Genomic DNA, 22,295 nt, shown 5'->3' with positions numbered 1-22,295 from the left:
ACTTAGCATATATAATAACAATTATGTTAAAGTTGTATTTTACTTTTTTTAATCCAATACGCCAAGCTAATAAGGATAACAAAAAGCCTTAGTTTATGCTCAATAAATGCTATATTTGCCCTTTCAAAAAATATAATCAATGAGCCTTCATAACATCTTAGAGCAACACGTTAAACAAGCCTTTAAATCCGTTTATAGCGCAGATTTAGAAACTGTAGAATTCCAAGCAACACGTAAAGAATTTGCTGGAGATATTACAGTAGTTGTGTTTCCAATGTTAAGGGTTGTAAAAGGTAATCCTGTGCAAATAGGTGAGGCTATTGGTAATTATTTGGTGGACAATGTCGCAGAAGTAGAAGGGTTTAACGTAGTTAAAGGCTTTTTAAATCTAGAGATTCAGGCATCGTATTTTGTAAATTATTTTAATTCTATTAAGGATCAAGACACATTTGGTTTTGTTAACGCTTCCGCGGAAAATAAAGCCGTAATGGTTGAGTATTCTTCGCCAAATACAAACAAACCATTACACCTTGGTCACATCCGAAACAACTTATTAGGATATAGCGTAGCCGAAATATTAAAGGCGTCTGGTAAAAAAGTATACAAAACACAAATTATAAACGATAGAGGAATACATATTTGTAAAAGTATGTTAGCTTGGCAACGTTTTGGTCATGGTGAAACACCAGAATCTACTGGTTTAAAAGGCGATAAGTTAGTAGGTAACTACTACGTTAAGTTTGACCAAGAATATAAAAAAGAAATTGCAGCGTTAATAGCAGAAGGTAAAACTGAAGATGACGCCAAAAAAGAAGCACCAATTTTAGTAGCAGCACAACAAATGCTACAACAATGGGAAGCAGGAGATAAGGATGTTGTTGCTTTATGGCAAACCATGAACGGTTGGGTTTATAAAGGTTTTGACCAAACGTATAAAAACCTAGGTGTAGATTTTGATAATTTATATTATGAAAGTCAAACCTACCTTTTAGGAAAAGAGTTTGTTGCCGAAGGTTTAAAATCTGGCGTGTTCTTTAAAAAAGAAGATGGTTCGGTTTGGTGCGATTTAACAGCAGATGGTTTAGACGAAAAAATTGTATTACGTTCTGACGGAACAGCAGTTTACATGACCCAAGATATTGGGACAGCTATCCAACGTGTTAAGGATTATCCAGATGTTGGTGGTATGGTGTATACTGTTGGTAATGAGCAAGAATACCACTTTCAAGTCCTATTTTTAATTATTAAAAAACTAGGCTTTGATTGGGCTAAAAACCTGTTTCATTTAAGTTACGGAATGGTAGATTTACCTTCTGGAAAAATGAAAAGTAGAGAAGGTACAGTTGTAGATGCTGACGATTTAATTGTCGAAATGGCTGACACAGCACAAACCATCTCTGAAGATTTAGGTAAGCTAGACGGTTATACAGATCAAGAAAAAGCAGACCTGTATAAAACCATTGGTTTAGGTGCTTTAAAATATTACATTTTAAAAGTAGATCCTAAAAAACGTATTTTATTTGATCCAAAAGAGTCTATCGATTTTCAGGGTAATACAGGACCTTTTATACAATATACGTATGCTAGAATCCAATCTATACTACGTAAGGCTAATATCACAGAGGCTATAACGCTAAGTGCAGACCAAGTGACTTTGGACGACAAGGAGCGTGAGTTAATCAAGCAATTACAATTGTTTCCAGAAGTAATACAGCAAGCAGCAACTAACCACAGTCCTGCGTTAATTGCTAATTATACTTACGACTTGGTAAAAGCCTTTAATAGTTTTTATCAAAACGTATCAATACTTGGTGCAGATACACAAAACGAAATTGTATTTAGAGTACAGCTATCTAAAACCGTAGCAAATACTATAAAAAATGCATTTAGCTTATTAGGTGTTGCAGTGCCAGAGCGCATGTAAGCTTAATACTTTACTATATAAAAAAACGCTTTCAAGTATTGAAAGCGTTTTTTTTTATGATTTTTTTTGCTTATTTTAAAGTAATACGCTGTAGACTTTAATCGTTATTATACGTGTAAGTATATAATGTGATATCTCCTTCTTCGCTTTCTTGAACCGTTCTTGGGTAATCAAAACTAGTGTAAGTCATAGTATACGTATAGTTTTCACTATCTAAAGTTTGATTATCTACTACCTGTTCGCTAGTGCGATTATTTAATGTGAAATTAGTAGCATAACCATTTTCAGATTCAATGGTTACCAATACATCTCTTACATCTATATTTTTAAACACGCCATTTTTAGAGTCATAATTGAAAGTAGTCGTGTAATATGTTCCATCTGTAGAGTTTACTACATTACCATTGCTAACTGTAGTGGTAGAAGGTGTTGCGCCAGCAGAAGTTGTTGAGGTTTGTGTAATTACAGAGTTGTCTGAATTGTAAGTTTGGCTATACTCATATATACCTACGCCAATAATATTGGTTGAAATTGTTTCAACACGTCCTTGAACATCGTACGTGTATGATTCTAGGATTTCAGGATCAGTATCCTCGTAGTAATTAATTGCGCTTAATATATTATCTGTATAAACATAATCTGTATAGTAACCATCAGATGATTCTTCTTTTATAAGTTTCATTCCATCATAACTGTATGTAATCGTTTCGGTTTCTCCATCAGAATAAACAATATCTAATTGAGTCGGTAATATTGTCTCGTTAGCAGGTGTGGCGTCAAGAGGAGTTGTTTCATCATCAGAACTACTTTCACAAGACATTAATGAGACTGCTAAAAGTGCAAAGGTGTAAATTACTTTTTTCATTTATTAGGTTTATTATGTATTAAGTTGTTTTTTGGAAAGGTAACCTATTTATCATGATTTATATGTTTGAAGTTTTTTTAATGAATAGAGTAGTTAATATAATATGAAATTAGATTTTAGATTTTATTCGACTTAAGGTTTCTTGTGATATGTTAATATAAGATGCCACTATTTTATTTGGTAGTCGCTTGACAATATTTGGATTTATTTTAAACAATTGTTTATACCTTTCTGATGCATCTAAAGCTGTAAACGATAACAAGCGTCGTGAATTATTTACGTAAGCTTTTTCTAAATAGATTCTGTAAAAATCTTTCCATATAGGTATGATAGTCATTAAGTGTCTAAAATCATCATGTGTGATATATAGTAACTCACTGTTTTCTATAACCTGAATGGTTTCCTGAGCAGGTTCATTGGTTATAAAACTGACAAGCTCTGTGGCAAATTGATTTTCAAAAGCAATGTAACGTGTAATTTCTTTACCTTCCTCGTCTATGTAATACAGGCGTAAACAACCTTTTTTCACAAAATAACTAACCTGACTATTTTTTCCATTAGATAGTAAAATAGCATTTTTACTTTTTTTAATCATTTTAAAATAAGATAGTATCACTTCTAGGTCTTTATCTTCAATGTCAATATTCTTCTTTATAAAATTGGTGAGTTCAATGTAGTTTGTCATTTATTTGTAGTCTCTTATAAATTTACGATAATCAATAATATCCTGTATAGATAGGACTATTAAATCATGTTGTTTTGCAAATGATATAATTGTATTTGTATTAGCCATCGTTCCATCTTCATTCATTAATTCGCACAATACAGCCTCTGGTTTTAAGCCTCCCAACTTCATTAAATCAATACTACCTTCTGTGTGTCCTGGTCTTTCTAGGACACCATTTTTATTGGCTCTTAAAGGAAAAATATGACCAGGTTTTGCAAGGTCTTTACTTGTGGCATTACTGTTACAAGCCACTTGTATAGTTTTTAGTCTATCACTAGCTGATACACCAGTGGTTACCCCTTTTTTTGCTTCGATAGAAATGGTAAAAGGGGTTTGATAACTACTGGTGTTTTCTTTTACCATATAAGGAAGTTTTAATATATCGGCCTTTTGATTAGTTAAACATAAGCAAACTATACCACTACAATGTCTTATCATAAGTGCCATATCCTTTAAGGTCATGTGTTGTGCAGAGTATATTAAATCGCCTTCATTTTCTCGATTTTCATCATCTGTTAAAATAATTCCTTTTCCTTCTCGAAGTTGTTGCAATGCGTTTTCAACACGATCTTGACTTGTATAGCCAGATAATTCTTTTGAATTTAGTTCTGTAAGTATCATAATTTTTTTATAATTATTAAGATGCAAAACTAAAGTTGTAGTAAACCATATTATTTGATGTATGTCAAATAATTAATTTATTTTAAATAGTTAGTCGTTTAAAATCCAAGCTACCAAATCTTCCACATCTATGATAGACCAACTGTGTGGATGTCTGTCTCCATTGGATCGGTAACCTTTATTTTTGGTTGGTATGTATTGCACGTTTTTAAACTGTTGTGCTTGTAGTTGTTCGGCTAATTTTTTAATGTAATACGCATTCATTTGGTCATAATCTGCCTTTCGGTTGGTTTTCCACCATAGTGTATCAGGCTCTGTGTACAGTCGTATTTTTGTATCCTTTAAATGTTGTAGGTTTTTTGTGTAGTTACTACTGTATGTGTACACACTATTGTTTTGGTAGTTGTCCAGATTGGTTTCTGGTGGTCCAAAAGCTTCAGTTAATGTGTTTTGTATCCATGTGCTTTCTTCGACTGAGACCTCAGAAAATTGTCGAGCTAGATTTTTTTGGGACGCTTTGTACAAGGCTTCTAGGTCAATAGGTGAGTCCACAATAAAGACACCTTTTGGAGTAATGTTATACTGTTTTGAGACTGTTATAAAATCGCTTAGCAGTAGACTTACAACGCCTCCACTGGAAAAACCACCAATATAAATGGCATCTGTTGGTAATTGGTTATCAGTAATAGCGTTTTGTAATAAAGTAGCTAGTTGTTGTTTGTCTTGTGTGTCTAACCATAGTTTTTGATTGTAGTTAGATAGTAGGACAGCAATATTGTTTTTTTTAGCAAGTTCCAGAATTTTAAATTCTTTTTTAATGTCGTCTGCTTGTTCCGGAAAACCGCCAAAAAGGATTAATACTGCTTTTGCTTTTTGGGTAGGTTTATATAATTGGTAATGGGTTGTTATAGTGTCTTGGTATTCGGAAGGTGTTTCGGTTGGTGACTGTGGTTGGTTGGTGTTGTTCTTGCAAGCGGTTATTGCTAACAATAGAAAAAGTATTATGATAGTTTTTTTCATCTTAAAATGGTGTTGCTTATCAATTGTGCATCTAAAAGGGTCTTTTAAAAACCTTTAATGTTAAGAAAGATAAGCTATTAAAAGCTGTAACGCAAACTAGCGTTTGGTGTTAATCCTAGGGATTTATTATCGATTTGGATGGTTTTGTTGGTGTCTTCTGGATCGACTTCAAAATAACGATTTATGGTATTATGGTGATTGGTTAGATTTATTACACCAGCTCTAAAACTAAGTTTTGAGTCCTTTGTAAAATTAAAGTCATAATTAATAGATGCGTCCAATCTAAAAAACGGATCCACATTTTGACTGTTTGGTTGGTCGTAGTTAACGTAGTAGTTATTATTGATTTGGACGGTTGGACTACTGGCAAGTGGATTGGTATACGGCTGACCAGAATGCCAAACACTACCTACGGAGAGTTGTAAATTTTGTAATACAGTATAATTAAAACCTAATGACACCGAGTGTCTAATATCCACATTATTTGGGAATACAGATGGTGTAAAACTGTCAAATTGATAGTCGTTAATACTGTACGTATAACTTAACCATGTGCTAAAACGGTCTGCTGTTTTGTTAGCTAAAAACTCGACACCTTTAGAGGTGTAATTTCCAATAGCGTTTAAATATTGAAAGTTATTATAAAATCCTTGATTTCTGGCAGTAATACCATGGACTACTTTATAAAAGCTAGTCAAATCTAGATTAAAATTATGTTGTTTAAAGTCTATACCAAAAGAGGCTTGTTTACTTTTTGAAATTGGTATGCTTTGGTTGTCTGCCAGTATCCAACGTCTGTTTTCTACACCTAAAAAATCATCCTGAAAATCTACAATTTGCGTGGCAGTTTGATTTTTAAATTCGCCTTCCAGTTTTATAGCAAATTGGTTAGATAGTTTTTGTCGTACATTTAATCTAGGTTCTATTAGTAATTGGTCAAATTTCTGGAAGTAATTGGCACGTGCACCTAATTTTACGTACGTGTTGTTTTTATGGTATTGTACTTCTGTAAAAAAAGCATGGTTTAATAAGACGTCTTTTTTTGTTTTAGAGTAGGATGGAACAGTGACTGTGGTTTGGTTTAATATACCAATCTCGTTAAACTGATAGCCATTAATAAAAGAAAGATTACCGTTAGGTTTGTATTCTGTTTTTAATTGTAAGCTAGTTTCTGAAACCTCATTAGCTTGTGTTAAACGCTGATTGGTTTGCACACGCAAATCCGAAGCGTCTACGTTGTATTGCGAGTAACTACCTGACAGGTTAGTGCTAAAAGCATCATTCCATTGTGCATTCCAGTTTCCGCCATAACCTAAATTATCTTGAGTTAAATTGCTGGTTTTTGTAGAGGTCGTAGTGTTGCTATCTGTACTGCTTTCGGTATAATCTAAATTATTATTTATACCAATAATATTGGCTCTAAATTGGTGTTTATCGTTTAAATCAAAAAGGACTTTTGCGGTATAATCATAAAACACAAAATCGGATTGTGTTGTGCTATTGTCTAGATTTGGATTGATGTTAATGTCGCTATCCTGAAAACTTCTTTCAAAATAATTATCATATGTTGGTGTGCTAAATGCATCTGTAATGGAGCGTCGTCCTGAGATATGTAGTGCTAATTTTTTGGATATCGGAATTTCTAAAAAAGCATCTGCACTAATTAAATTAACACCAGCGCCTCCAGAAAAAGTGTTTGTAATTTTATCCTTAGTAAACATGTTAATTGTACTAGATACACCATCGCTATATTGACTACTTGTTCCGTTTTTGGTAACCATAACTTTGTTGGTTAAATATGGATTATAAGCAGATATTAACCCAAAAAAATGTCCAGAATGGTACATTTTAATGCCATCCCAAAGTATTAGGTTTTGGTCATTGGTTCCGCCTCTAACATTTATATTAGCAACACTCTCGTTAACGCTTTCTACGCCAGGAAGTACTTGAATGGATTGTAAAATATCAGGTGCTATTAAACCTGGTAAAATTCCAAATTGTTCTGTGTTTAACACGATGTTTCCGTCTATTAATTTTTGTAATCCTGTGGTTAAATATTTGGTGATTAAAACTTCATTTAACATCTGGTTATCTACTAATAGCGTAATGGGTTTGCAGCCTTGTTGACTATCAAAAAAAGCTCTTGCAGTAATAATTTGGTCTTTAAATCCTAGATACGAAATGGTTATTGTCGCTTGCAGCGGAATTTTCTTTAAATTAAATTGACCATTATTATCACTAGTTGTGCCTAAGTAAGTATTGTTTACAGCAATTGAAGCACCTAAAAGACCTTGATTTGTTTCTGGAGAAAGTACAGTACCGCAAATAGAAATAGTTTTTTCTAACACCGAAACTGTAATGTAACGGTTGTCTAGTGTTTTAAAATTTAAAAGTGTATTAGCATTTAGATAGTCTAATGTGCTTTTTAAGTCTAAAGTGTTAGCAGGTCGTGTAATATTAATATTAGTCACGTCCTTTACAGCATAACTAAATTTGACATTAAAAGTGGTTTCGATAGTTGTCAAATAATCAGCTAATGGTATCTGTTGGTTTTGACTAAAACCAGTAGATACCATTAATAGATACAAACCAACAAGCCAATGTCTAACCTCCATAGTTATAAAATGTAACGGTTTGTCCTTCAATTTTAAAACTAATTTTTAAAGGTATGGTTATGGATTGTAAAGCAGTGTTTAAATTATTGTGTGTAAAAGTACCAGAAAACAGTTGGGTTGTATCTACAGCTGTTGCTTTTATAGTGATGTTATATTGGCGCTCTAGTTCTGCAATAACCTCTTGTAACGCTATGTTTGTAAAGCTGCTTTCTGCTTGCATCCAATCTGGTTTTGTGGTCGTGTTGTTTGTTATAAGATCAATGGTTCCGTTAGTAACCTTAAACCCATTGCCTTTAGGTAGTTTTATGGTTTTATTATTGTGTGTTACGCTAACCAATCCTTCGTAGCAAATCACTTCAAAATAATTGTCACGTTCTTTTACGTTAAATTGTGTACCTAATACTTGTACTAGTCCAGCAGTAGTGTTAACTGTAAATTTTTGACCTTTTTCTACTTTAAAAAAGGCTTCACCATCTAATTTTAAGTCACGTTGCTTGTCCCACGTTTTTTTGTTGTAGGACAGTTTAGATTTTGCATTTAAAATAACTTGAGAGTTGTCAGGTAATGTAATCGTTTTGTTTTGCGCTATTTGTGTGCTAAACGATTCTGTATTATTAAAAAACAGAAAATAAGAACCTCCAAGCATAACTACTAATAGTGCTGCTATCTTTAAAAATGATTTATAGTTTAAAGCAATAACCTTAGGTTTTGTTTTTGTTAATTGTCTTTGTTTAAATTGTTGCAACGCTTGTTGGGCATCAACTTTAGGTGCTTCTAATTGTGAGCTGTAATGCTTTATTTTTTCTAAAGTCTTAAAGTCTTCAGATTTTTTTAAATCATCTAATTCTTGATTAGACAACTCGTTATTAAACCATTGTAATATGTTTTTTTCTTTTTTCATTGTAAACGTCCTTCAATATTAAGACAACTAATGTCTTGTTTACCCTACTTGATTAAATATTCTGTATATGTTGCTTCAAAGTTTTTAAAGCAATTGACATGCGTTTTTCGACTGCTTTTTGCGAGAGGTTTAATAAGGTAGCAATCTCACGATACTTTTTACCTTCAATTCTATTTAATAAAAACACTTCACGCTGTCCATCTGTTAATAATGCAATTGCATTTTGCAATTTTGTTTTAAACTCTTCTTCTTCTAATAAATATTCTGGACTTTGATTGTCCATATCTAAATAAGGTGCAGCTTTAGCATACTCCATAACCACTTTATTATGTTTTATGGTGTTTAAAAACATATTATTAATAGATGTAAATAAATACGTCTTGGCTTTATCAAAATTTATTTTAGCACAATTTTCCCAAATTTTTGAAAAGGCATCTTGTACTAAGTCTAGGCTTTTTGCAGAATCGCCACATTTATAAAATGCAAAATTACTCGCAGATTGCATATGCTTGATATAAAAATCACTAAAGTTTTTTTCCTCACAGAGGTTGTTTGTATTCTCACTCATAAACCAATTTTAGCTTTTAAATAGGTTAGGCTAAATATAATGTTCGCGTAAAAGTAGGGTAAAAATATTTTGTGTTGTCTTATTGGCAGAACAATCTAAAATAGTAAACATGGACACCGAAAAACTAATAACCATCATTGAAACAATCTTAATAATCATCTTGTTAACAAGCTTTACCGCTTCAATTTATATAATTAATCACTTATTTGAAATTTTAAGGTAGGGTAAAATAAAATCCAGTTGTCTTACCAATAGCATGGCGAAAAAATAGCTTTCAAAAAGAAAATAATTTCATTAAAAAAAGAAAAATTAACTTTACAAACATTTAAAATTATGAAAAACTTAAAATTTATTACAGCCTTATTTTTAACTTCATTAATGACATTAACATCTTGTCAAGATGAAATTGATAATGAAAGTGGAGATAATCCAAATACTAATACTTCAAATTCTCAAACTGCTAGTAATTTAGAGCGTACCTCAATGTATGATGGATCGTTTGATGATTTTTTAGATGGTAACTCATGTTCATCAATACTTTTGCCAGTCACAGCAACGGTAAACGGAACAGAAGTTACTATTGTTAATCAGGCAGATTATCAACAAGTGATTGATATTTTGGCACAATTTAATACAGATGAAGATATAGTAGAACTGCAATTTCCAGTAACAATTAGACTAAGTAATTATACTGAAGTTGTTGTTGAAAACCAATCAATATATGAAGGTTTTATTGATGTATGTCAAACTTTAACAGCATCAGGAGAGGAAGCGGTTACTTGTGTAGATATTGATTTTCCAATAACCTTATTAACCTATAGTTTAAGTTTAGAACAAACTGGAAGTGTTGTATTAGAAACCGAACAGCAGTTATATGCGTATATAAGTGACTTTGGTGATGATCAATTATTTGCAATAAATTATCCAATTACAGCTACTGTCGATGCTAGTGGTAATCAAGCAGTAACATTTAATAGCGACGCAGAATTGCAAGCAGCAATTTCGGATTGTTTAAATGTACAAGGAGTTGAAGAGCAAGCAGCTGAAGATGCTGATGCTTTAGAGACGATATTGGTTGATGGATTGTTTCAGGTACAGTCTGTTATAAACGCAGGTGTAGATACAGCATCAGATTTTGCTGAGTTTACCATAGATTTTGCAAACGACTTATCTGTGGTAGCAGAGAATACAGTTAATGTTGCTGTGCAAGATGTACAAGGGACTTATCAGGTAGCTTCTCAAACAGAAGTGTTTTTAGATTTAACCTTTACAGGGAATATCACATTTAATTTATTAAATCAAAATTGGGCTGTTACAAGTTTTAGCAACACGACCATATCATTACAAAGCACGACAAACGCAGCGTTAACATTAGTGTTAACACAAATATAAGTTACTACAGCGTAGTGATGTATACCTTCTGAAAAACAGCTATTTTAATACAATAGCTGTTTTGTATAATTGAAAAAAGATAAGAAAAATGAAGTATTTAATCATAGTATTAATGTTGGTATTAATGTCATGTAGTAGAAACGATTCGCAAAATGATCCACTAGACAATCCACAAGCAAATAAGTTAAATGTTGGTGCATCTGCCAATGATTTATTATCTGATACTACGTTTTCTAGTCTTGTTGTTGAGGTAGTATATGTTGAAGGATTTGAGCCTTCTCAAACTGCAATATCTAATTTTGTTTCTTTTTTGGAGAACAGGACCTTTAAGCCAGATGGAATTTCGGTACAAAAACGAGCAATCTCGTCTCCTGGTTTAACACCATATACAAATCAAGAGATAGTAGACATTGAAGATGCTAATAGATTATTGTTTAATAATAGTAATCAAATAGTAGTTTGGGCTTTTTTTGCGGATGGTGCTTCTGCTAACAATACAGATTCAGGAGTTGTTTTGGGCACTGCTTATAGAAATACATCGTTTGTGATTTATCAAGAAACAATTCAACAATTAACTTCTGGCACAATAACAAATACAACGCCTATATTAGAATCTACGGTCATAACTCATGAGTTTGGACACATTTTAGGATTAACCAACTTAGGTACGCCTTTACAAACTAATCATGAAGATTTAGAGCATCCAAAGCATTGTAATATTGAGTCTTGCTTAATGTATTGGAAAGCAGAAAATGGTAATGGAGCAATGTCTATGATTTCTGGAGGATCCATACCACAATTGGATGCGCAATGTATTGCGGACCTTCAGGCTAATGGAGGAAAATAATTTTTAAACAACTTAACACTTACTTAAATTATTAATTATGAAAAAACTATGTTTAACACTAGCACTAAGTTTTGGAGCGTTATTTTTAGTAAATGCGCAAGACGATATAAAGTCTAAGTCTAATGGAGGAATTAAAGGCGGTTATAATCTAGCATCAGTACAATACGATGGTAATGAAGAAACTGGTCAAAGAAGCGGTTTTCATGTAGGATTATATGGTGAATCTTATTTAAGCAATTTTGCAGCTATTCAAATTGAAGTGATGTACTCGCAGCAAGGTTATAAACTAGAAACTAATGGTGGGACGTTTACACAAAAACTGAATTATATTAATGTGCCATTATCTTTAAAACTATATCCTGTAAGTACCTTTTACTTGGAGGCTGGACCACAAATAGGTTATGCTATTTCACACAAAGAAACGTATGATGCTAACTTTGATTTATTTGATACATCGCAAGAGTTTGAGCCTAATAGCTTTGACTATGGTGTAAATTTTGGAGTAGGGTTTAAATCCGACGCTAATGTTAGCTTAGGTGTGCGCTATCATTTAGGTCTTGGAGATATTTACGATGATGGATCACCAAAAAACAGAGTATGGCAGTTCTCGTTAGGCTTTGGTTTTTAGTAGTTTAGTGTTGTAGTGTTTAACCGAAATTGGAATATTCAGTTTCGGTTTTTTTTAGACCGAATTCGTTTTGTTTAATAATTTTAACTAAACTTTAAACAAAAATAATAGTTTTATTTATTGTCTGGTTTTATCTTTGGGTAAACAAAAAAAACAAAACTATGAAAACTAAAAATGTATTAATGGCTTTTACAGTAGTAGGGCTAATTGGATTAAATGCTTGTAAAGAAGCACCACAAAATGTAGAAACTCAGTCAAAAGAAATGGCGCTTAACACAGCAGACAGTTCGCCAATAGTAGCGCAAACACAAGACAATGATAATATTGTTGGAGTAGCTGTTGGAAATGAAAACTTTACAACCCTTGTTGCAGCAGTAAAAGCAGCAGATTTAGTAGAAACGTTAAGTGGTAAAGGTCCATTTACAGTATTTGCACCTACAAATGACGCTTTTAACAAATTGCCAGAAGGCACAGTAGAAACATTATTGAAGCCTGAGAATAAAAAAATGTTAACTGCAGTTTTAACGTATCATGTTGTACCAGGAAAATTTAACGCGTCAGCAGTAGTTGAGGCTATTAAAGCAAACAACGGAAAATTTATTGTTGCTACAGTACAAGGTGGATCATTAACAGCGTCTTTAGAAGATGGAGATGTTGTATTAATGGATGAAAAAGGAAACACATCTAAAGTTATTATGGCAGATGTTGCAGCTTCAAATGGAGTAATTCACGCAATAGATGCAGTAGTGATGCCTAAGTAATTTTTTTTAGGTTGTTTAATGATGGGAAATCGCTTTCAAGAAATTGAAAGCGGTTTCTTTTTGTAACATAATTAAAAATTTATTGGTCTACAGGTAAAAGGCTATTGTGTTATTCAAACTTGATATAATCTATTACAATATTAAAATTTCCAGCTTTTTTGTCGCTAATAATTAATGCAATATTATAGACATCATCCAAAGCTTTTATTGGCATTGTATTTCCTATAACTTCACTTATTCGGTAATGTTTAAAATCTGATAGATTTACAGTAATGGTAGTCCATTCTGTAGTTTTAGGTGTAAAGGTGTATTTATAATAAGGTATGTAGTATTGTTGACTATTTTTAAGAGATACTCCAAAGGTACGGTCTGTACTATTACTTTTAAATCGCATAGTCATCGTTTTGCAATCACTTAATGCACCTGCAGTAATTAACGTGCGGATACTTGCAAATCCACCATTGTTTTCTAGACTAACTTCGCCATTAAATACAATGCTGTCTTCTAATATAGTTGTTTTGGACGTGGATAATCCACCCATGACACCATCGTTAACTATACGCCAATCATCACCTGCTTTTTCTGTTCCAAAATCTATTGTTAATCCTAGGGTTGTACTCATAAATAAGGTTACTATAAAAAATAATTGTTTCATATTTAAAGATACAAAAACAAAGTAGTGTTAACTTTTTATAGACTGTTAATTTGTGATATTTAATCAATTTAAATTTATTTTATCAATTCAGTTATTAATATTAATTAACTATTATTTTTGTAGTCATGCAAAACACCATTTCTCATTACATTCCAGAAGCATCAGTCTCTAGAGTTTTACAACTTTTAGAGCACGATCATTTGGTTGTAATGGTAAAAAAAGAAAGAAAAACAAGGCATGGTGATTACCGTAGATTACCAAATGGAAAACATCAAATTACGGTTAATGGCAGTTTAAATAAATATCGATTTTTAATAACGTTAATACATGAGATAGCCCATTTAGAAGCGTTTTCTAAATTTGGCAGACATATAAAACCACATGGAGCAGAGTGGAAGCGTACCTTCCAGCATTTAATGCTACCTTTTATTAATCCTCAGGTGTTTCCGGAGTCCATTTTGCCTGTAGTTGCAAAACATTTTATAAATCCAAAAGCGTCTAGCGACACAGATGTGCAACTCGCCTTAGCTTTAAAGCTATTGGACGCTCCAAATAATAAAAGCTTTATATTTGAAGTACCTCTACATCAGACTTTTAAAATACACAATGGACGTGTGTTTAAAAAAGGAGCAAAAAGACGCACTAGACATGAGTGTGTCGAGGTAAAAACAGGTAAAACCTATTTGTTTAATGCCAATGCTGAGGTAGAAATTTTAAATAATTAAGTTAAACTTAATACAACATCAAGGACATGCAGAATAAAAATTATTACGCAATATTAATGGCAGGTGGAGTTGGTTCACGGTTTTGGCCAGTAAGTACAGAGGAGTTTCCTAAGCAGTTTCATGACATGTTAGGTACAGGAGATACGCTGATCCAAAAAACATTTAGCCGATTAAGTAAACTAATACCTAAAGAAAATATTTTCATTTTAACTAACGAAAAATATAACGACTTAGTGCTAGAGCAACTTCCGGAAGTAACCCAACGTCAAGTTGTGTTGGAGCCAGCTATGCGTAATACAGCACCTTGTATTTTGTATGCAAGTTTAAAAATACAAAAGGAAAATCCTGATGCAATAATGATTGTAGCACCAAGTGATCATTGGATTGAAGACGAAGTAGCTTTTACTACAAATGTTAAACAAGCATTTACCTATTGTCAGGATAACGATGTTTTAATGACGTTAGGTGTTACGCCTACATTTCCTAACACAGGATATGGTTATATTGAAACAGGAACTGTATCTCATGATAATATAAGTCCTGTATTGCAGTTTAGAGAAAAACCTAATTATGAAACTGCAAAGCAATTTTTGTCAAAAGGTAACTTTCTATGGAATGCAGGTATATTTATGTGGTCTGCAACAAGTGTAATAAAAGCTTTTGAGAGTAATCAGCCAGAATTATTTGACTTGTTTAAAACAGGTATGGCTACTTATAATACGGAATTTGAAGATGATTTTATAAGAGATAATTATCCTAAAGCTGAAAATATTTCTGTGGATTATGCCATCATGGAATCCTCTACCAATGTATACGTAATTCCAGCAACTTTTGATTGGAATGATTTAGGAACTTGGGGAAGTTTATACGATAAATTAGATAAAGACCAGAACAATAATGCTGTAGTCAATGCAAAAACCTTAACGGAAGATGCTTCTGGAAATATGATACGAACTAAAGCGGATAAAGTTGTTGTAGTCGATGGATTGAATGATTATATTATTGTAGATAAGGATGAAGTTTTACTTATCTTTCCCAAGTCAAAAGAACAAGATATTAAAAAAGTACTTCAAAAAGTAAAAGACAATTTTGGAGAGCATTACGGATAGGTTTTAACTATGGAACAAAACAACGAGCCTAAAGAGAATAAGTTTAATTTCTCTAATGAAGAGAAACAAAACGAAGCGGTTAATCAAAAAAAGGAAGCAGTAAAAAAGGATGCTGAAGGCCTATTTAAAAGTATAAAAACCTTTCTTCAAGAATTACTTGATTTTAGAGACGATACTGATAGAGATGCCACTATCGAAGCTATTAAAGCAGATATACCTTTTAAAGGTGCTACTGCATGGATTTTAATTTGCTCAATATTTGTAGCCTCTATTGGTTTAAATGCTAATAGTACTGCTGTTGTAATTGGAGCCATGTTAATTTCGCCATTAATGGGACCAATCTTAGGTGTAGGTCTATCTATTGCAATTAATGATATTGATACGCTTAAGCGATCGCTAATAAATTTAGCGATTATGATCGTATTAAGTTTGTTAACAGCCTTTTTGTTTTTTAGATTTTTTCCATTAAGCGAAGATACTTCAGAGTTACTAGGTCGTGTACAACCAGATATACGTGATGTTTTAATAGCCTTTTTTGGAGGTTTAGCTTTAATTATTGCACGTACTAAACGTGGGACTATTGCTTCTGTAATTTTTGGTGTAGCTATCGCGACTGCTTTAATGCCTCCTTTATGTACCGCAGGTTATGGATTAGCCAAAGGTAATTGGACTTACTTTGGTCAAGCCATGTATTTGTTTACCATTAATACAATATTTATTGCTTTAGCAACTTTTTTAGTACTTAAAATTTTACGTTTTCCAATGCTTAAATATGCTAATTCTGCTAAGCGTAAACGTACTGCAAGAATTGCCTCTTTAGTTGCTATTATTGTAATGATTCCTGCTATGTTTACTTTTTTAAGCGTATTAAGAGAGAGTCAATTTAAAGTAGATGCTAAAGACTTTATTACTAATGAGCTTAAGTCTTTACCTAATGCAAGTTATATCCAAAAATATGCGACGCCTAATTACACGCCAAATGGTGACTCTAACATTGAGTTAACAACATTTGGAACAGATGTAATTTCAGATGACATGAAGCATTTTTTAGAAAATAGATTACAAGAGTACACGTACTTAAAAAATTCTAAATTATTAATTAATCAAACTAAAAACAGAGAGATCAATAATCTAGAATATATGGAAGAGTTACGTACAAGAGACTCTTTAGACTTAATGACTCAGCAACAAAAAATCACATTTTTAGAAGAAAAAGTAAAAGAGTTATCTAAGCTAGAGCGTGGTTATATTCCTTTTGAAGAATTATCTAAAGAGGTTAATATTAATTATGAAAATATTGAATCCTTATCTTATGCTAGTGTTGTAAACTCTAATTTTAAAAGCATTGACACGCTAGCTGTTTTTACTGTTAAATGGAATGATACTATAGTAGACGCTAATCAATTGTCTAAAGAGAAAGATAAGTTATATCGTTGGTTAAAGCTAAAGCTGAAACTAGACACCTTGGTTGTTAAGCAAACTAATAACTAAAAATCACGTATAGCAATAAGTTTAGCTATTAATTTAGTTGAAAATATATTATTGGAGAAGTTAAGTTTGACTTTAAATAATAGAGTGTTTAACTGCGTTCCTCTAGGTACATTTGACGTACTTTTTTAAACAATTCTGAAGAGTATACAAAGTCTGTAACCGCTTCATTATCTGTTTTAAAAATGTCGTAGCGAGACCCTTCCCATTCTTTTAAACCATTTTTAAGAAAAATAATTTTTTCTCCAATTTGCATAACTGAGTTCATATCATGTGAGTTAATTACAGTTGTAATCTGATATTCTTCAGTAATTTCTTTAATTAAGTCGTCAATAACAATCGATGTTTTGGGATCTAATCCAGAATTAGGTTCGTCACAAAATAAATATTTTGGCTTATTAACAATCGCACGTGCAATTGCAACACGTTTTTGCATACCTCCAGAGGCTTCACTTGGTTTTTTATTATGTGCATCTCCAAGATTAACCCTTTTTAAAACAAAGTTTACACGATCTTCCATTTCGCTTTTACTTTGTTTGGTAAACATTTTTAGAGGAAACATAACGTTTTCGGCAATAGTCATCGAGTCAAACAACGCGCTTCCTTGAAACACCATACCAATATCAGCTCTAATATCACGTTTTTCGTCTTCACTTAATTTAGCAAAGATTTTACCATTGTATGCAATACTACCTTCTTCGTAATCAAAAAGACCTAAAAGACATTTTAAAAATACGGTTTTACCAGAACCACTTTGCCCAATAATAAGGTTAGTTTTTCCTTTTTCAAAAGTGGTAGTAACGCCTTTTAAAATGTGCGCATCTCCAAACGATTTGTGTAGTTTTTTTACTTCTATCATTGACTTAGCAGGAGTTGAGTTAAAATATAGTTTAAAAGGATAATCATGACACTGGTCCAAACAAAAGAGGTTGTACTAGCTTTACCAACTTCCAATGCGCCACCTTTCATGTAATATCCATGGTATGATGGTACTGTAGCTAATATAAAGGCAAATAGTAATGTTTTAATAAAGGCATAAGCCATATGAAAAGGCTTAAAGTCAAGTTGTATTCCTTCAATATAATCTGGCATAGTAGCATAACCACCATAAACACAAGCAGCTAATCCACCCATGATTCCTAAAAACATAGATATTGAAATTACAAAAGGATACAGTGTTAATGCTATAAATTTAGGAAACACTAAATAATTTAAACTGTTTATTCCCATAACTTCTAAAGCGTCAATTTGCTCTGTCACACGCATTGTACCAATGCTAGAAGTAATAAAAGAGCCTACTTTACCAGCCATAATTATGGACATAAAAGTTGGTGCAAACTCTAAAATAATAGATTGTCTAGTTGCAAATCCAACTAAGTTTTTTGGGATTAATGGGTTGTCAATATTTAAAGCGGTTTGTATGGTAACAACACCACCAACAAAAAATGATATAAAGGCAACGATACCTAAAGATCCGATAATTAAATCGTCTATATCTTTAAGTATTAATTTTTTCATTACAGACCACTTTGTGGGCTTTCGAAACATTTCGACAACCATTAAAAAGTAGGTTCCAATATAGTGTAGGTAATTCATTAGTTATTTGTTACTGCTAAAATATAAAATTATAGCACGTATTTAATGTTAATTTCAAATTAGATGTTTTAAAAGCTGTATTTTTGGGGTTCAAAATTAAATTTGTCACAATGAGAGCTATTCTATCGTTATTTATTATTTGTTTTCTTCTTAGTTGCCAATCACAAAAAAGCACTATAATATCAAACAGTACTAAGTTAAATTCGCAACCAAAGTTAGTGGTTGGAATTGTAGTAGACCAGATGAGATACGATTATTTAACTAGATTTTATAATAAGTATGGAGATGGTGGATTTAAACGATTAATAAACGACGGTTTTAATTGTAAAAATAATCACTTTAATTACGTACCAACTTATACTGGACCAGGACATGCTTCAATATTTACAGGTACTACACCAAAAACTCACGGTATTATTTCTAATAATTGGTATGACAAAGTATCTGATAGTTATGTTTACTGTGCAGGAGATACTTTGGTACAGCCTGTAGGGACTTTAAATAATGCAGGTCAAATGTCTCCACATAGACTTAAAACTACAACTTTTGCGGACGAAAACAGATTATTTACGCAAATGAAAGGTAAGACTATTGGGATTTCGGTAAAGGATAGAGGTGCCATTTTACCAGCAGGACATACAGCAAATGCTGCTTATTGGTTTCATGGTGCAGATGAAGGTCGTTTTATAACTAGTACTTTTTATTTAAATACATTACCTAGTTGGGTACAAGATTTTAATAATACAGCTGCTGCTGAAAGTTATTTAAAGGAATGGAATACATTATACGATATAAACACGTACACGGAAAGTGGAAGCGATTTAAATGCTTTTGAAGGCGGTTTTAAAGGAAAAGACACAGCAACGTTTCCTTATGATTTAAAGGCTTTAAGTAAAGAGAATAGAGGTTATGACATTATTAAAGCAACACCTTACGGAAACAGTATTGTAGCAGATTTTGCAATTGCAGCTATTGATGGTGAGCAGTTAGGTAAAGATAATATTACAGATGTGCTAACCGTTAGTTTTTCTAGTACAGATTACGTAGGACATAATTTTGGTGTTAATAGTAAAGAAGTAGAAGATACTTACATTAGATTAGATAAAGATATACAACGTATCTTAGAAGCATTAGATGCAAAAGTTGGAGAAGGTAACTACACCTTGTTTTTATCGTCAGATCATGGAGCTGTTGAGGTACCTGCTTATCTAGAATCAGTGAAAATTCCTTCAGGATATTTTGATACAGATGGGTTTAAAACTAACTTAAATGAAACTACCATTTTAAATTATAAAGCGGAAAATTTAATTAAAAACATAAGTAATAACCAGATATTTTTGGATAGAGCATTGATTAAAAGCTATGGTTTAAATTTAGCTAGTGTGCAACAAGAAATTGTAAATACAATAATAGACTATCCTCATATTTCAAAAGCTTATACAGCAACTAGCATGACTACTACCGAGTTTTCTGGAGGTGTTGAAAGCTTGTTGCAAAATGGATTTAATCAAAAGCGTTCTGGAGATGTTTTATTTGTGCTAGATCCAGCAGTAATAAGTTATAGTAAAACAGGATCTACGCATGGATCTGCTTTAAACTATGATACGCATATTCCATTACTGTTTTTTGGAAAAGGAATAAAAACAGGAAGCACAATGCAACATACTAATATTCCTGACATAGCACCAACAATGTCTGCGTTGTTAGGGATTAGCTTTCCAAATGGAGCCACAGGTAAACCGCTTGAGTTTGTTTTAGAAAATTAATTAAACTTAGCTTTTAAAGCACGTTCGGTTTTTAACCACATAAATAGAATGGCACTAAAAATTAGTATTAAACTAATACTAATACGTGCCATTTTACTAAACTGTATGACTAAACCAATACAGCTGAATATCATAATTAAACAGCCAGCAATAATTAATTGTACAGAGGAATACTTTTGTGCAAAATCCCAACTATTTTGATTTTTCATGGATAAATCTGTGCGATAACCATAATACCAATTAATTTTTTTAGGAGGATAAGTAAGTGTAATCACACTGGCAATAATAAAAACTATTCCAGATATAAAACTAGGGAGTAATATGCTCTCAAAGGAAGAAGGCATACCTATTTTATTTTCGGTATAAAAAGTAATTGTTGACTAACTCTATATAGGTTTCTTTAGCTTCGTCAGTAGTAATGTCTTTAATTTGAAAAAGAGCATTTGTTTTAAAAGCGTTAATTATAGGCTTTTTGCTACTAGGTCTTTCGTAGTTATTAGTAGCTTTTTTGTAATAAGCGTACAATCGAAGCAAGAAATCTGCAGGGAAAGGTTCTGTATGTGCGTTAATGCGGTCCACAGCATCTTCAAAAGTTTTATTTAATTCCTCTGTAGTCATACTATTAAATTTCGGCAATAATACTTTCGCCTCCTTTTACTTTTTGGTTTAAGGCAACCTTAATGTTAGTGTCCAAAGGTAAAAATAAATCTACTCTCGAACCAAATTTAATAAACCCAGAGTCTTCTCCTTGGTTAGCAGCGTCTCCTTCTTTAGCATAATTTACAATTCGCTTAGCTAATGCTCCAGCAATTTGTCTATATAAAACTTTACCGTATAATGGGTTATCTACTACCACTGTTGTACGTTCGTTTTCTGTGCTTGCTTTTGGATGCCAAGCTACAAGGTATTTTCCTGGATGATACTTACTATAAGCTACTTGTCCACCAATAGGGTAGCGTGTAACATGCACGTTAATTGGAGACATAAATACACTTACTTGTAAGCGTTTTTCTTTAAAATATTCAGGTTCATATACTTCTTCAATAACAACTACTTTTCCATCAACAGGAGAAACGACTGTGTTGTCATTTAATACGGTTAATCTTTTTGGATTTCTAAAAAACTGTAGGATAAGGAATAGAAAAACAAAAAGTGTGAAAAATAGTAAATATTGTAACCATTGTAATGCTACAAATTTATCAACAACAACCGCTAAAATTGCCACTAATAGGAAAGTGATTGCAATTATTTTAAAGCCTTCTTTATGAAACATATTTTAAAATTCTTAGAAATAAATAAATAAAAGGAGCTGCAAAAATCATACTGTCAAAACGGTCCATTAAACCTCCATGTCCTGGCATGATTACACCACTGTCCTTTACGTTTGCTTGACGTTTAAATTTGGATTCAATTAAGTCTCCAAGTGTGCCAAATACACTAATTATAATGCTTAGAATTAACCAATTAGTAAAGGTTAAAGTTTCTGTAAATATATGAATAAAATAGCTGGCAATTGAAGCGAAAAATAGTCCGCCTAAAAAGCCTTCAACCGTTTTTTTAGGTGATATACTTGGAAACAGTTTTTGTTTTCCAAAATTTTTACCAACCAAATAAGCAAAGGTATCGTTAATCCAAACCAATATAAAGGATCCTAAAATGTACTCTGGTGTAAACGATCCTTTGTGGTTAGCTATTAATACTAAAAACACAAAACCACTAGTTAAATAAAAGGTGGTGATTATAAAACGTTTTGAGCTAAATAACGGAATTTTCTTTTCGGAAAATAAATCCTTTATTAAAATTAACTGCACAAAAATGGTAAGTACCTGTAATATTTGCGTGGCTTCATCTAGTCCTTTGTTAGAGTTCATTACAAATTGCCAATAGCCAAATACAAAATATAGAATTGTGAATATTATATAAGGTGCGACGCTTTTAAGCTGTATAAGTTTACAAAACTCTATTAAACAAATTAGCCCAAACACAAAAAACAACACGATAAATGCGTGCTGGTTTAATAATGATGCAACAAGTAAACTTACGTATAAGAATCCTGATAGCGCTCTTGTAAGGGTTTCGTTCATAAA

At 32.3% G+C, this 22,295-nt stretch carries 23 protein-coding genes; 9 read left to right on the top strand and 14 right to left on the bottom strand.

The features are described 5' to 3' along the window. Window positions 1–139 precede the first annotated feature (139 nt). A complete protein-coding gene (gene argS / locus JM82_RS02850; RefSeq protein ID WP_145001029.1) occupies window positions 140–1,924 on the top strand; it encodes an arginine--tRNA ligase in 1,785 nt (594 codons plus the stop codon). Between the two features lie 97 nt (window positions 1,925–2,021). Here argS and JM82_RS02845 read toward each other — a convergent pair whose 3' ends face one another. The 7 genes from JM82_RS02845 to JM82_RS02815 form a co-directional block, all read right to left on the bottom strand. Then, complete coding sequence (locus JM82_RS02845; protein ID WP_145001027.1) at window positions 2,022–2,789, bottom strand: hypothetical protein; 768 nt, start codon at window positions 2,787–2,789, stop codon at window positions 2,022–2,024. Window positions 2,790–2,898: 109 nt separating this feature from the next. Beyond that, window positions 2,899–3,474 carry a Crp/Fnr family transcriptional regulator gene (locus JM82_RS02840; protein WP_145001025.1) on the bottom strand — a complete coding sequence of 192 codons (576 nt, stop codon included), beginning with the start codon at window positions 3,472–3,474 and terminating at the stop codon, window positions 2,899–2,901. Beyond that, the gene (gene ribB / locus JM82_RS02835) at window positions 3,475–4,137 is read right to left on the bottom strand and encodes a 3,4-dihydroxy-2-butanone-4-phosphate synthase (RefSeq protein WP_145001023.1); all 663 of its coding nucleotides are present in this window, start codon (window positions 4,135–4,137) and stop codon (window positions 3,475–3,477) included. Between the two features lie 90 nt (window positions 4,138–4,227). Continuing rightward, the gene (locus JM82_RS02830) at window positions 4,228–5,157 is read right to left on the bottom strand and encodes a hypothetical protein (protein WP_145001021.1); all 930 of its coding nucleotides are present in this window, start codon (window positions 5,155–5,157) and stop codon (window positions 4,228–4,230) included. A 77-nt stretch (window positions 5,158–5,234) separates the two neighbouring features. Next, window positions 5,235–7,802 (bottom strand): TonB-dependent receptor domain-containing protein, encoded by a 2,568-nt coding sequence (locus tag JM82_RS02825; protein WP_315897447.1) that lies wholly within the window; start codon window positions 7,800–7,802, stop codon window positions 5,235–5,237. Further along, the gene (locus JM82_RS02820; protein ID WP_145001019.1) at window positions 7,762–8,673 is read right to left on the bottom strand and encodes a FecR family protein; all 912 of its coding nucleotides are present in this window, start codon (window positions 8,671–8,673) and stop codon (window positions 7,762–7,764) included. The genes JM82_RS02825 and JM82_RS02820 overlap by 41 nt, the downstream gene beginning before the upstream one ends. Before the next feature lie 52 nt (window positions 8,674–8,725). Further along, window positions 8,726–9,241: an RNA polymerase sigma factor gene (locus JM82_RS02815; RefSeq protein WP_145001016.1), complete on the bottom strand. Its 516-nt coding sequence runs from the start codon at window positions 9,239–9,241 to the stop codon at window positions 8,726–8,728. Window positions 9,242–9,574: 333 nt separating this feature from the next. Here JM82_RS02815 and JM82_RS02810 point away from each other — a divergent pair, with 333 nt between their 5' ends. From JM82_RS02810 to JM82_RS02795, 4 genes are all read left to right on the top strand, one after another. After that, the gene (locus tag JM82_RS02810) at window positions 9,575–10,633 is read left to right on the top strand and encodes a hypothetical protein (RefSeq protein ID WP_145001014.1); all 1,059 of its coding nucleotides are present in this window, start codon (window positions 9,575–9,577) and stop codon (window positions 10,631–10,633) included. Window positions 10,634–10,721: 88 nt separating this feature from the next. Next, window positions 10,722–11,480, top strand: coding sequence for a membrane metalloprotease (locus tag JM82_RS02805; protein ID WP_145001012.1), 759 nt, complete (start codon window positions 10,722–10,724; stop codon window positions 11,478–11,480). A 37-nt stretch (window positions 11,481–11,517) separates the two neighbouring features. After that, window positions 11,518–12,108 (top strand): porin family protein, encoded by a 591-nt coding sequence (locus JM82_RS02800; RefSeq protein ID WP_145001010.1) that lies wholly within the window; start codon window positions 11,518–11,520, stop codon window positions 12,106–12,108. A 161-nt stretch (window positions 12,109–12,269) separates the two neighbouring features. Then, complete coding sequence (locus tag JM82_RS02795; protein WP_145001008.1) at window positions 12,270–12,869, top strand: fasciclin domain-containing protein; 600 nt, start codon at window positions 12,270–12,272, stop codon at window positions 12,867–12,869. Window positions 12,870–12,978: 109 nt separating this feature from the next. Here JM82_RS02795 and JM82_RS02790 read toward each other — a convergent pair whose 3' ends face one another. Further along, on the bottom strand, window positions 12,979–13,524 hold the full coding sequence (locus tag JM82_RS02790) for a CIA30 family protein (RefSeq protein WP_145001006.1): 546 nt from the start codon (window positions 13,522–13,524) through the stop codon (window positions 12,979–12,981). Between the two features lie 125 nt (window positions 13,525–13,649). On the opposite strand from JM82_RS02790, the gene JM82_RS02785 reads away from it, so the two are divergent. The 3 genes from JM82_RS02785 to JM82_RS02775 are packed head-to-tail and all read left to right on the top strand — an operon-like array spanning window position 13,650 to window position 16,849. Next, on the top strand, window positions 13,650–14,249 hold the full coding sequence (locus JM82_RS02785) for a SprT-like domain-containing protein (RefSeq protein WP_145001004.1): 600 nt from the start codon (window positions 13,650–13,652) through the stop codon (window positions 14,247–14,249). Window positions 14,250–14,275: 26 nt separating this feature from the next. Continuing rightward, window positions 14,276–15,358, top strand: coding sequence for a mannose-1-phosphate guanylyltransferase (locus JM82_RS02780; protein ID WP_145001002.1), 1,083 nt, complete (start codon window positions 14,276–14,278; stop codon window positions 15,356–15,358). 9 nt (window positions 15,359–15,367) lie between these two features. Then, a complete protein-coding gene (locus JM82_RS02775; RefSeq protein ID WP_145001000.1) occupies window positions 15,368–16,849 on the top strand; it encodes a DUF389 domain-containing protein in 1,482 nt (493 codons plus the stop codon). 88 nt (window positions 16,850–16,937) lie between these two features. Here the strand turns inward: JM82_RS02775 and JM82_RS02770 are convergent, their stop codons facing one another. Both JM82_RS02770 and JM82_RS02765 read right to left on the bottom strand, forming a co-directional pair. Next, window positions 16,938–17,705 (bottom strand): ABC transporter ATP-binding protein, encoded by a 768-nt coding sequence (locus tag JM82_RS02770; RefSeq protein WP_145000998.1) that lies wholly within the window; start codon window positions 17,703–17,705, stop codon window positions 16,938–16,940. Further along, window positions 17,702–18,442, bottom strand: coding sequence for an MlaE family ABC transporter permease (locus JM82_RS02765; RefSeq protein WP_028283826.1), 741 nt, complete (start codon window positions 18,440–18,442; stop codon window positions 17,702–17,704). Before JM82_RS02765 ends, JM82_RS02770 begins: the two co-directional genes overlap by 4 nt. A 110-nt stretch (window positions 18,443–18,552) precedes the next feature. Between JM82_RS02765 and pafA the strand changes: the two genes are divergently transcribed. Next, entirely contained in the window at window positions 18,553–20,208 is a 1,656-nt protein-coding gene (gene pafA, locus JM82_RS02760; RefSeq protein WP_145000996.1) for an alkaline phosphatase PafA, read from the top strand. Here the strand turns inward: pafA and JM82_RS02755 are convergent. The 4 genes from JM82_RS02755 to JM82_RS02740 are packed head-to-tail and all read right to left on the bottom strand — an operon-like array spanning window position 20,205 to window position 22,292. Beyond that, a complete protein-coding gene (locus JM82_RS02755) occupies window positions 20,205–20,552 on the bottom strand; it encodes an SdpI family protein (protein ID WP_145000994.1) in 348 nt (115 codons plus the stop codon). The two genes, pafA and JM82_RS02755, sit on opposite strands and share 4 nt — an antisense overlap. 7 nt (window positions 20,553–20,559) lie before the next feature. Then, the gene (locus JM82_RS02750; RefSeq protein WP_145000992.1) at window positions 20,560–20,826 is read right to left on the bottom strand and encodes an acyl-CoA-binding protein; all 267 of its coding nucleotides are present in this window, start codon (window positions 20,824–20,826) and stop codon (window positions 20,560–20,562) included. Between the two features lie 4 nt (window positions 20,827–20,830). After that, a complete protein-coding gene (locus JM82_RS02745) occupies window positions 20,831–21,481 on the bottom strand; it encodes a phosphatidylserine decarboxylase family protein (RefSeq protein ID WP_145000990.1) in 651 nt (216 codons plus the stop codon). Then, a complete protein-coding gene (locus JM82_RS02740; RefSeq protein ID WP_145000989.1) occupies window positions 21,471–22,292 on the bottom strand; it encodes a phosphatidate cytidylyltransferase in 822 nt (273 codons plus the stop codon). The genes JM82_RS02745 and JM82_RS02740 overlap by 11 nt, the downstream gene beginning before the upstream one ends. Between the last annotated feature and the right edge of the window lie 3 nt (window positions 22,293–22,295).

It is taken from the genome of Olleya sp. Hel_I_94 (assembly GCF_007827365.1).
GTDB lineage: Bacteria > Bacteroidota > Bacteroidia > Flavobacteriales > Flavobacteriaceae > Olleya.
This window is presented reverse-complemented; position numbering and strand designations above follow the sequence as displayed.

Coding starts and splice junctions, on each gene's coding strand:
- JM82_RS02800 (WP_145001010.1), top strand. CDS start 11,518: ATGAAAAAACTATGTTTAACACTAGCACTAAGTTTTGGAGCGTTATTT.
- JM82_RS02810 (WP_145001014.1), top strand. CDS start 9,575: ATGAAAAACTTAAAATTTATTACAGCCTTATTTTTAACTTCATTAATG.
- JM82_RS02775 (WP_145001000.1), top strand. CDS start 15,368: ATGGAACAAAACAACGAGCCTAAAGAGAATAAGTTTAATTTCTCTAAT.
- ribB (WP_145001023.1), bottom strand. CDS start 4,137: ATGATACTTACAGAACTAAATTCAAAAGAATTATCTGGCTATACAAGT.
- argS (WP_145001029.1), top strand. CDS start 140: ATGAGCCTTCATAACATCTTAGAGCAACACGTTAAACAAGCCTTTAAA.
- JM82_RS02820 (WP_145001019.1), bottom strand. CDS start 8,673: ATGAAAAAAGAAAAAAACATATTACAATGGTTTAATAACGAGTTGTCT.
- JM82_RS02785 (WP_145001004.1), top strand. CDS start 13,650: ATGCAAAACACCATTTCTCATTACATTCCAGAAGCATCAGTCTCTAGA.
- JM82_RS02740 (WP_145000989.1), bottom strand. CDS start 22,292: ATGAACGAAACCCTTACAAGAGCGCTATCAGGATTCTTATACGTAAGT.
- JM82_RS02780 (WP_145001002.1), top strand. CDS start 14,276: ATGCAGAATAAAAATTATTACGCAATATTAATGGCAGGTGGAGTTGGT.
- JM82_RS02770 (WP_145000998.1), bottom strand. CDS start 17,705: ATGATAGAAGTAAAAAAACTACACAAATCGTTTGGAGATGCGCACATT.
- pafA (WP_145000996.1), top strand. CDS start 18,553: ATGAGAGCTATTCTATCGTTATTTATTATTTGTTTTCTTCTTAGTTGC.
- JM82_RS02755 (WP_145000994.1), bottom strand. CDS start 20,552: ATGCCTTCTTCCTTTGAGAGCATATTACTCCCTAGTTTTATATCTGGA.
- JM82_RS02795 (WP_145001008.1), top strand. CDS start 12,270: ATGAAAACTAAAAATGTATTAATGGCTTTTACAGTAGTAGGGCTAATT.
- JM82_RS02840 (WP_145001025.1), bottom strand. CDS start 3,474: ATGACAAACTACATTGAACTCACCAATTTTATAAAGAAGAATATTGAC.
- JM82_RS02815 (WP_145001016.1), bottom strand. CDS start 9,241: ATGAGTGAGAATACAAACAACCTCTGTGAGGAAAAAAACTTTAGTGAT.
- JM82_RS02765 (WP_028283826.1), bottom strand. CDS start 18,442: ATGAATTACCTACACTATATTGGAACCTACTTTTTAATGGTTGTCGAA.
- JM82_RS02750 (WP_145000992.1), bottom strand. CDS start 20,826: ATGACTACAGAGGAATTAAATAAAACTTTTGAAGATGCTGTGGACCGC.
- JM82_RS02830 (WP_145001021.1), bottom strand. CDS start 5,157: ATGAAAAAAACTATCATAATACTTTTTCTATTGTTAGCAATAACCGCT.
- JM82_RS02845 (WP_145001027.1), bottom strand. CDS start 2,789: ATGAAAAAAGTAATTTACACCTTTGCACTTTTAGCAGTCTCATTAATG.
- JM82_RS02745 (WP_145000990.1), bottom strand. CDS start 21,481: ATGTTTCATAAAGAAGGCTTTAAAATAATTGCAATCACTTTCCTATTA.
- JM82_RS02805 (WP_145001012.1), top strand. CDS start 10,722: ATGAAGTATTTAATCATAGTATTAATGTTGGTATTAATGTCATGTAGT.
- JM82_RS02790 (WP_145001006.1), bottom strand. CDS start 13,524: ATGAAACAATTATTTTTTATAGTAACCTTATTTATGAGTACAACCCTA.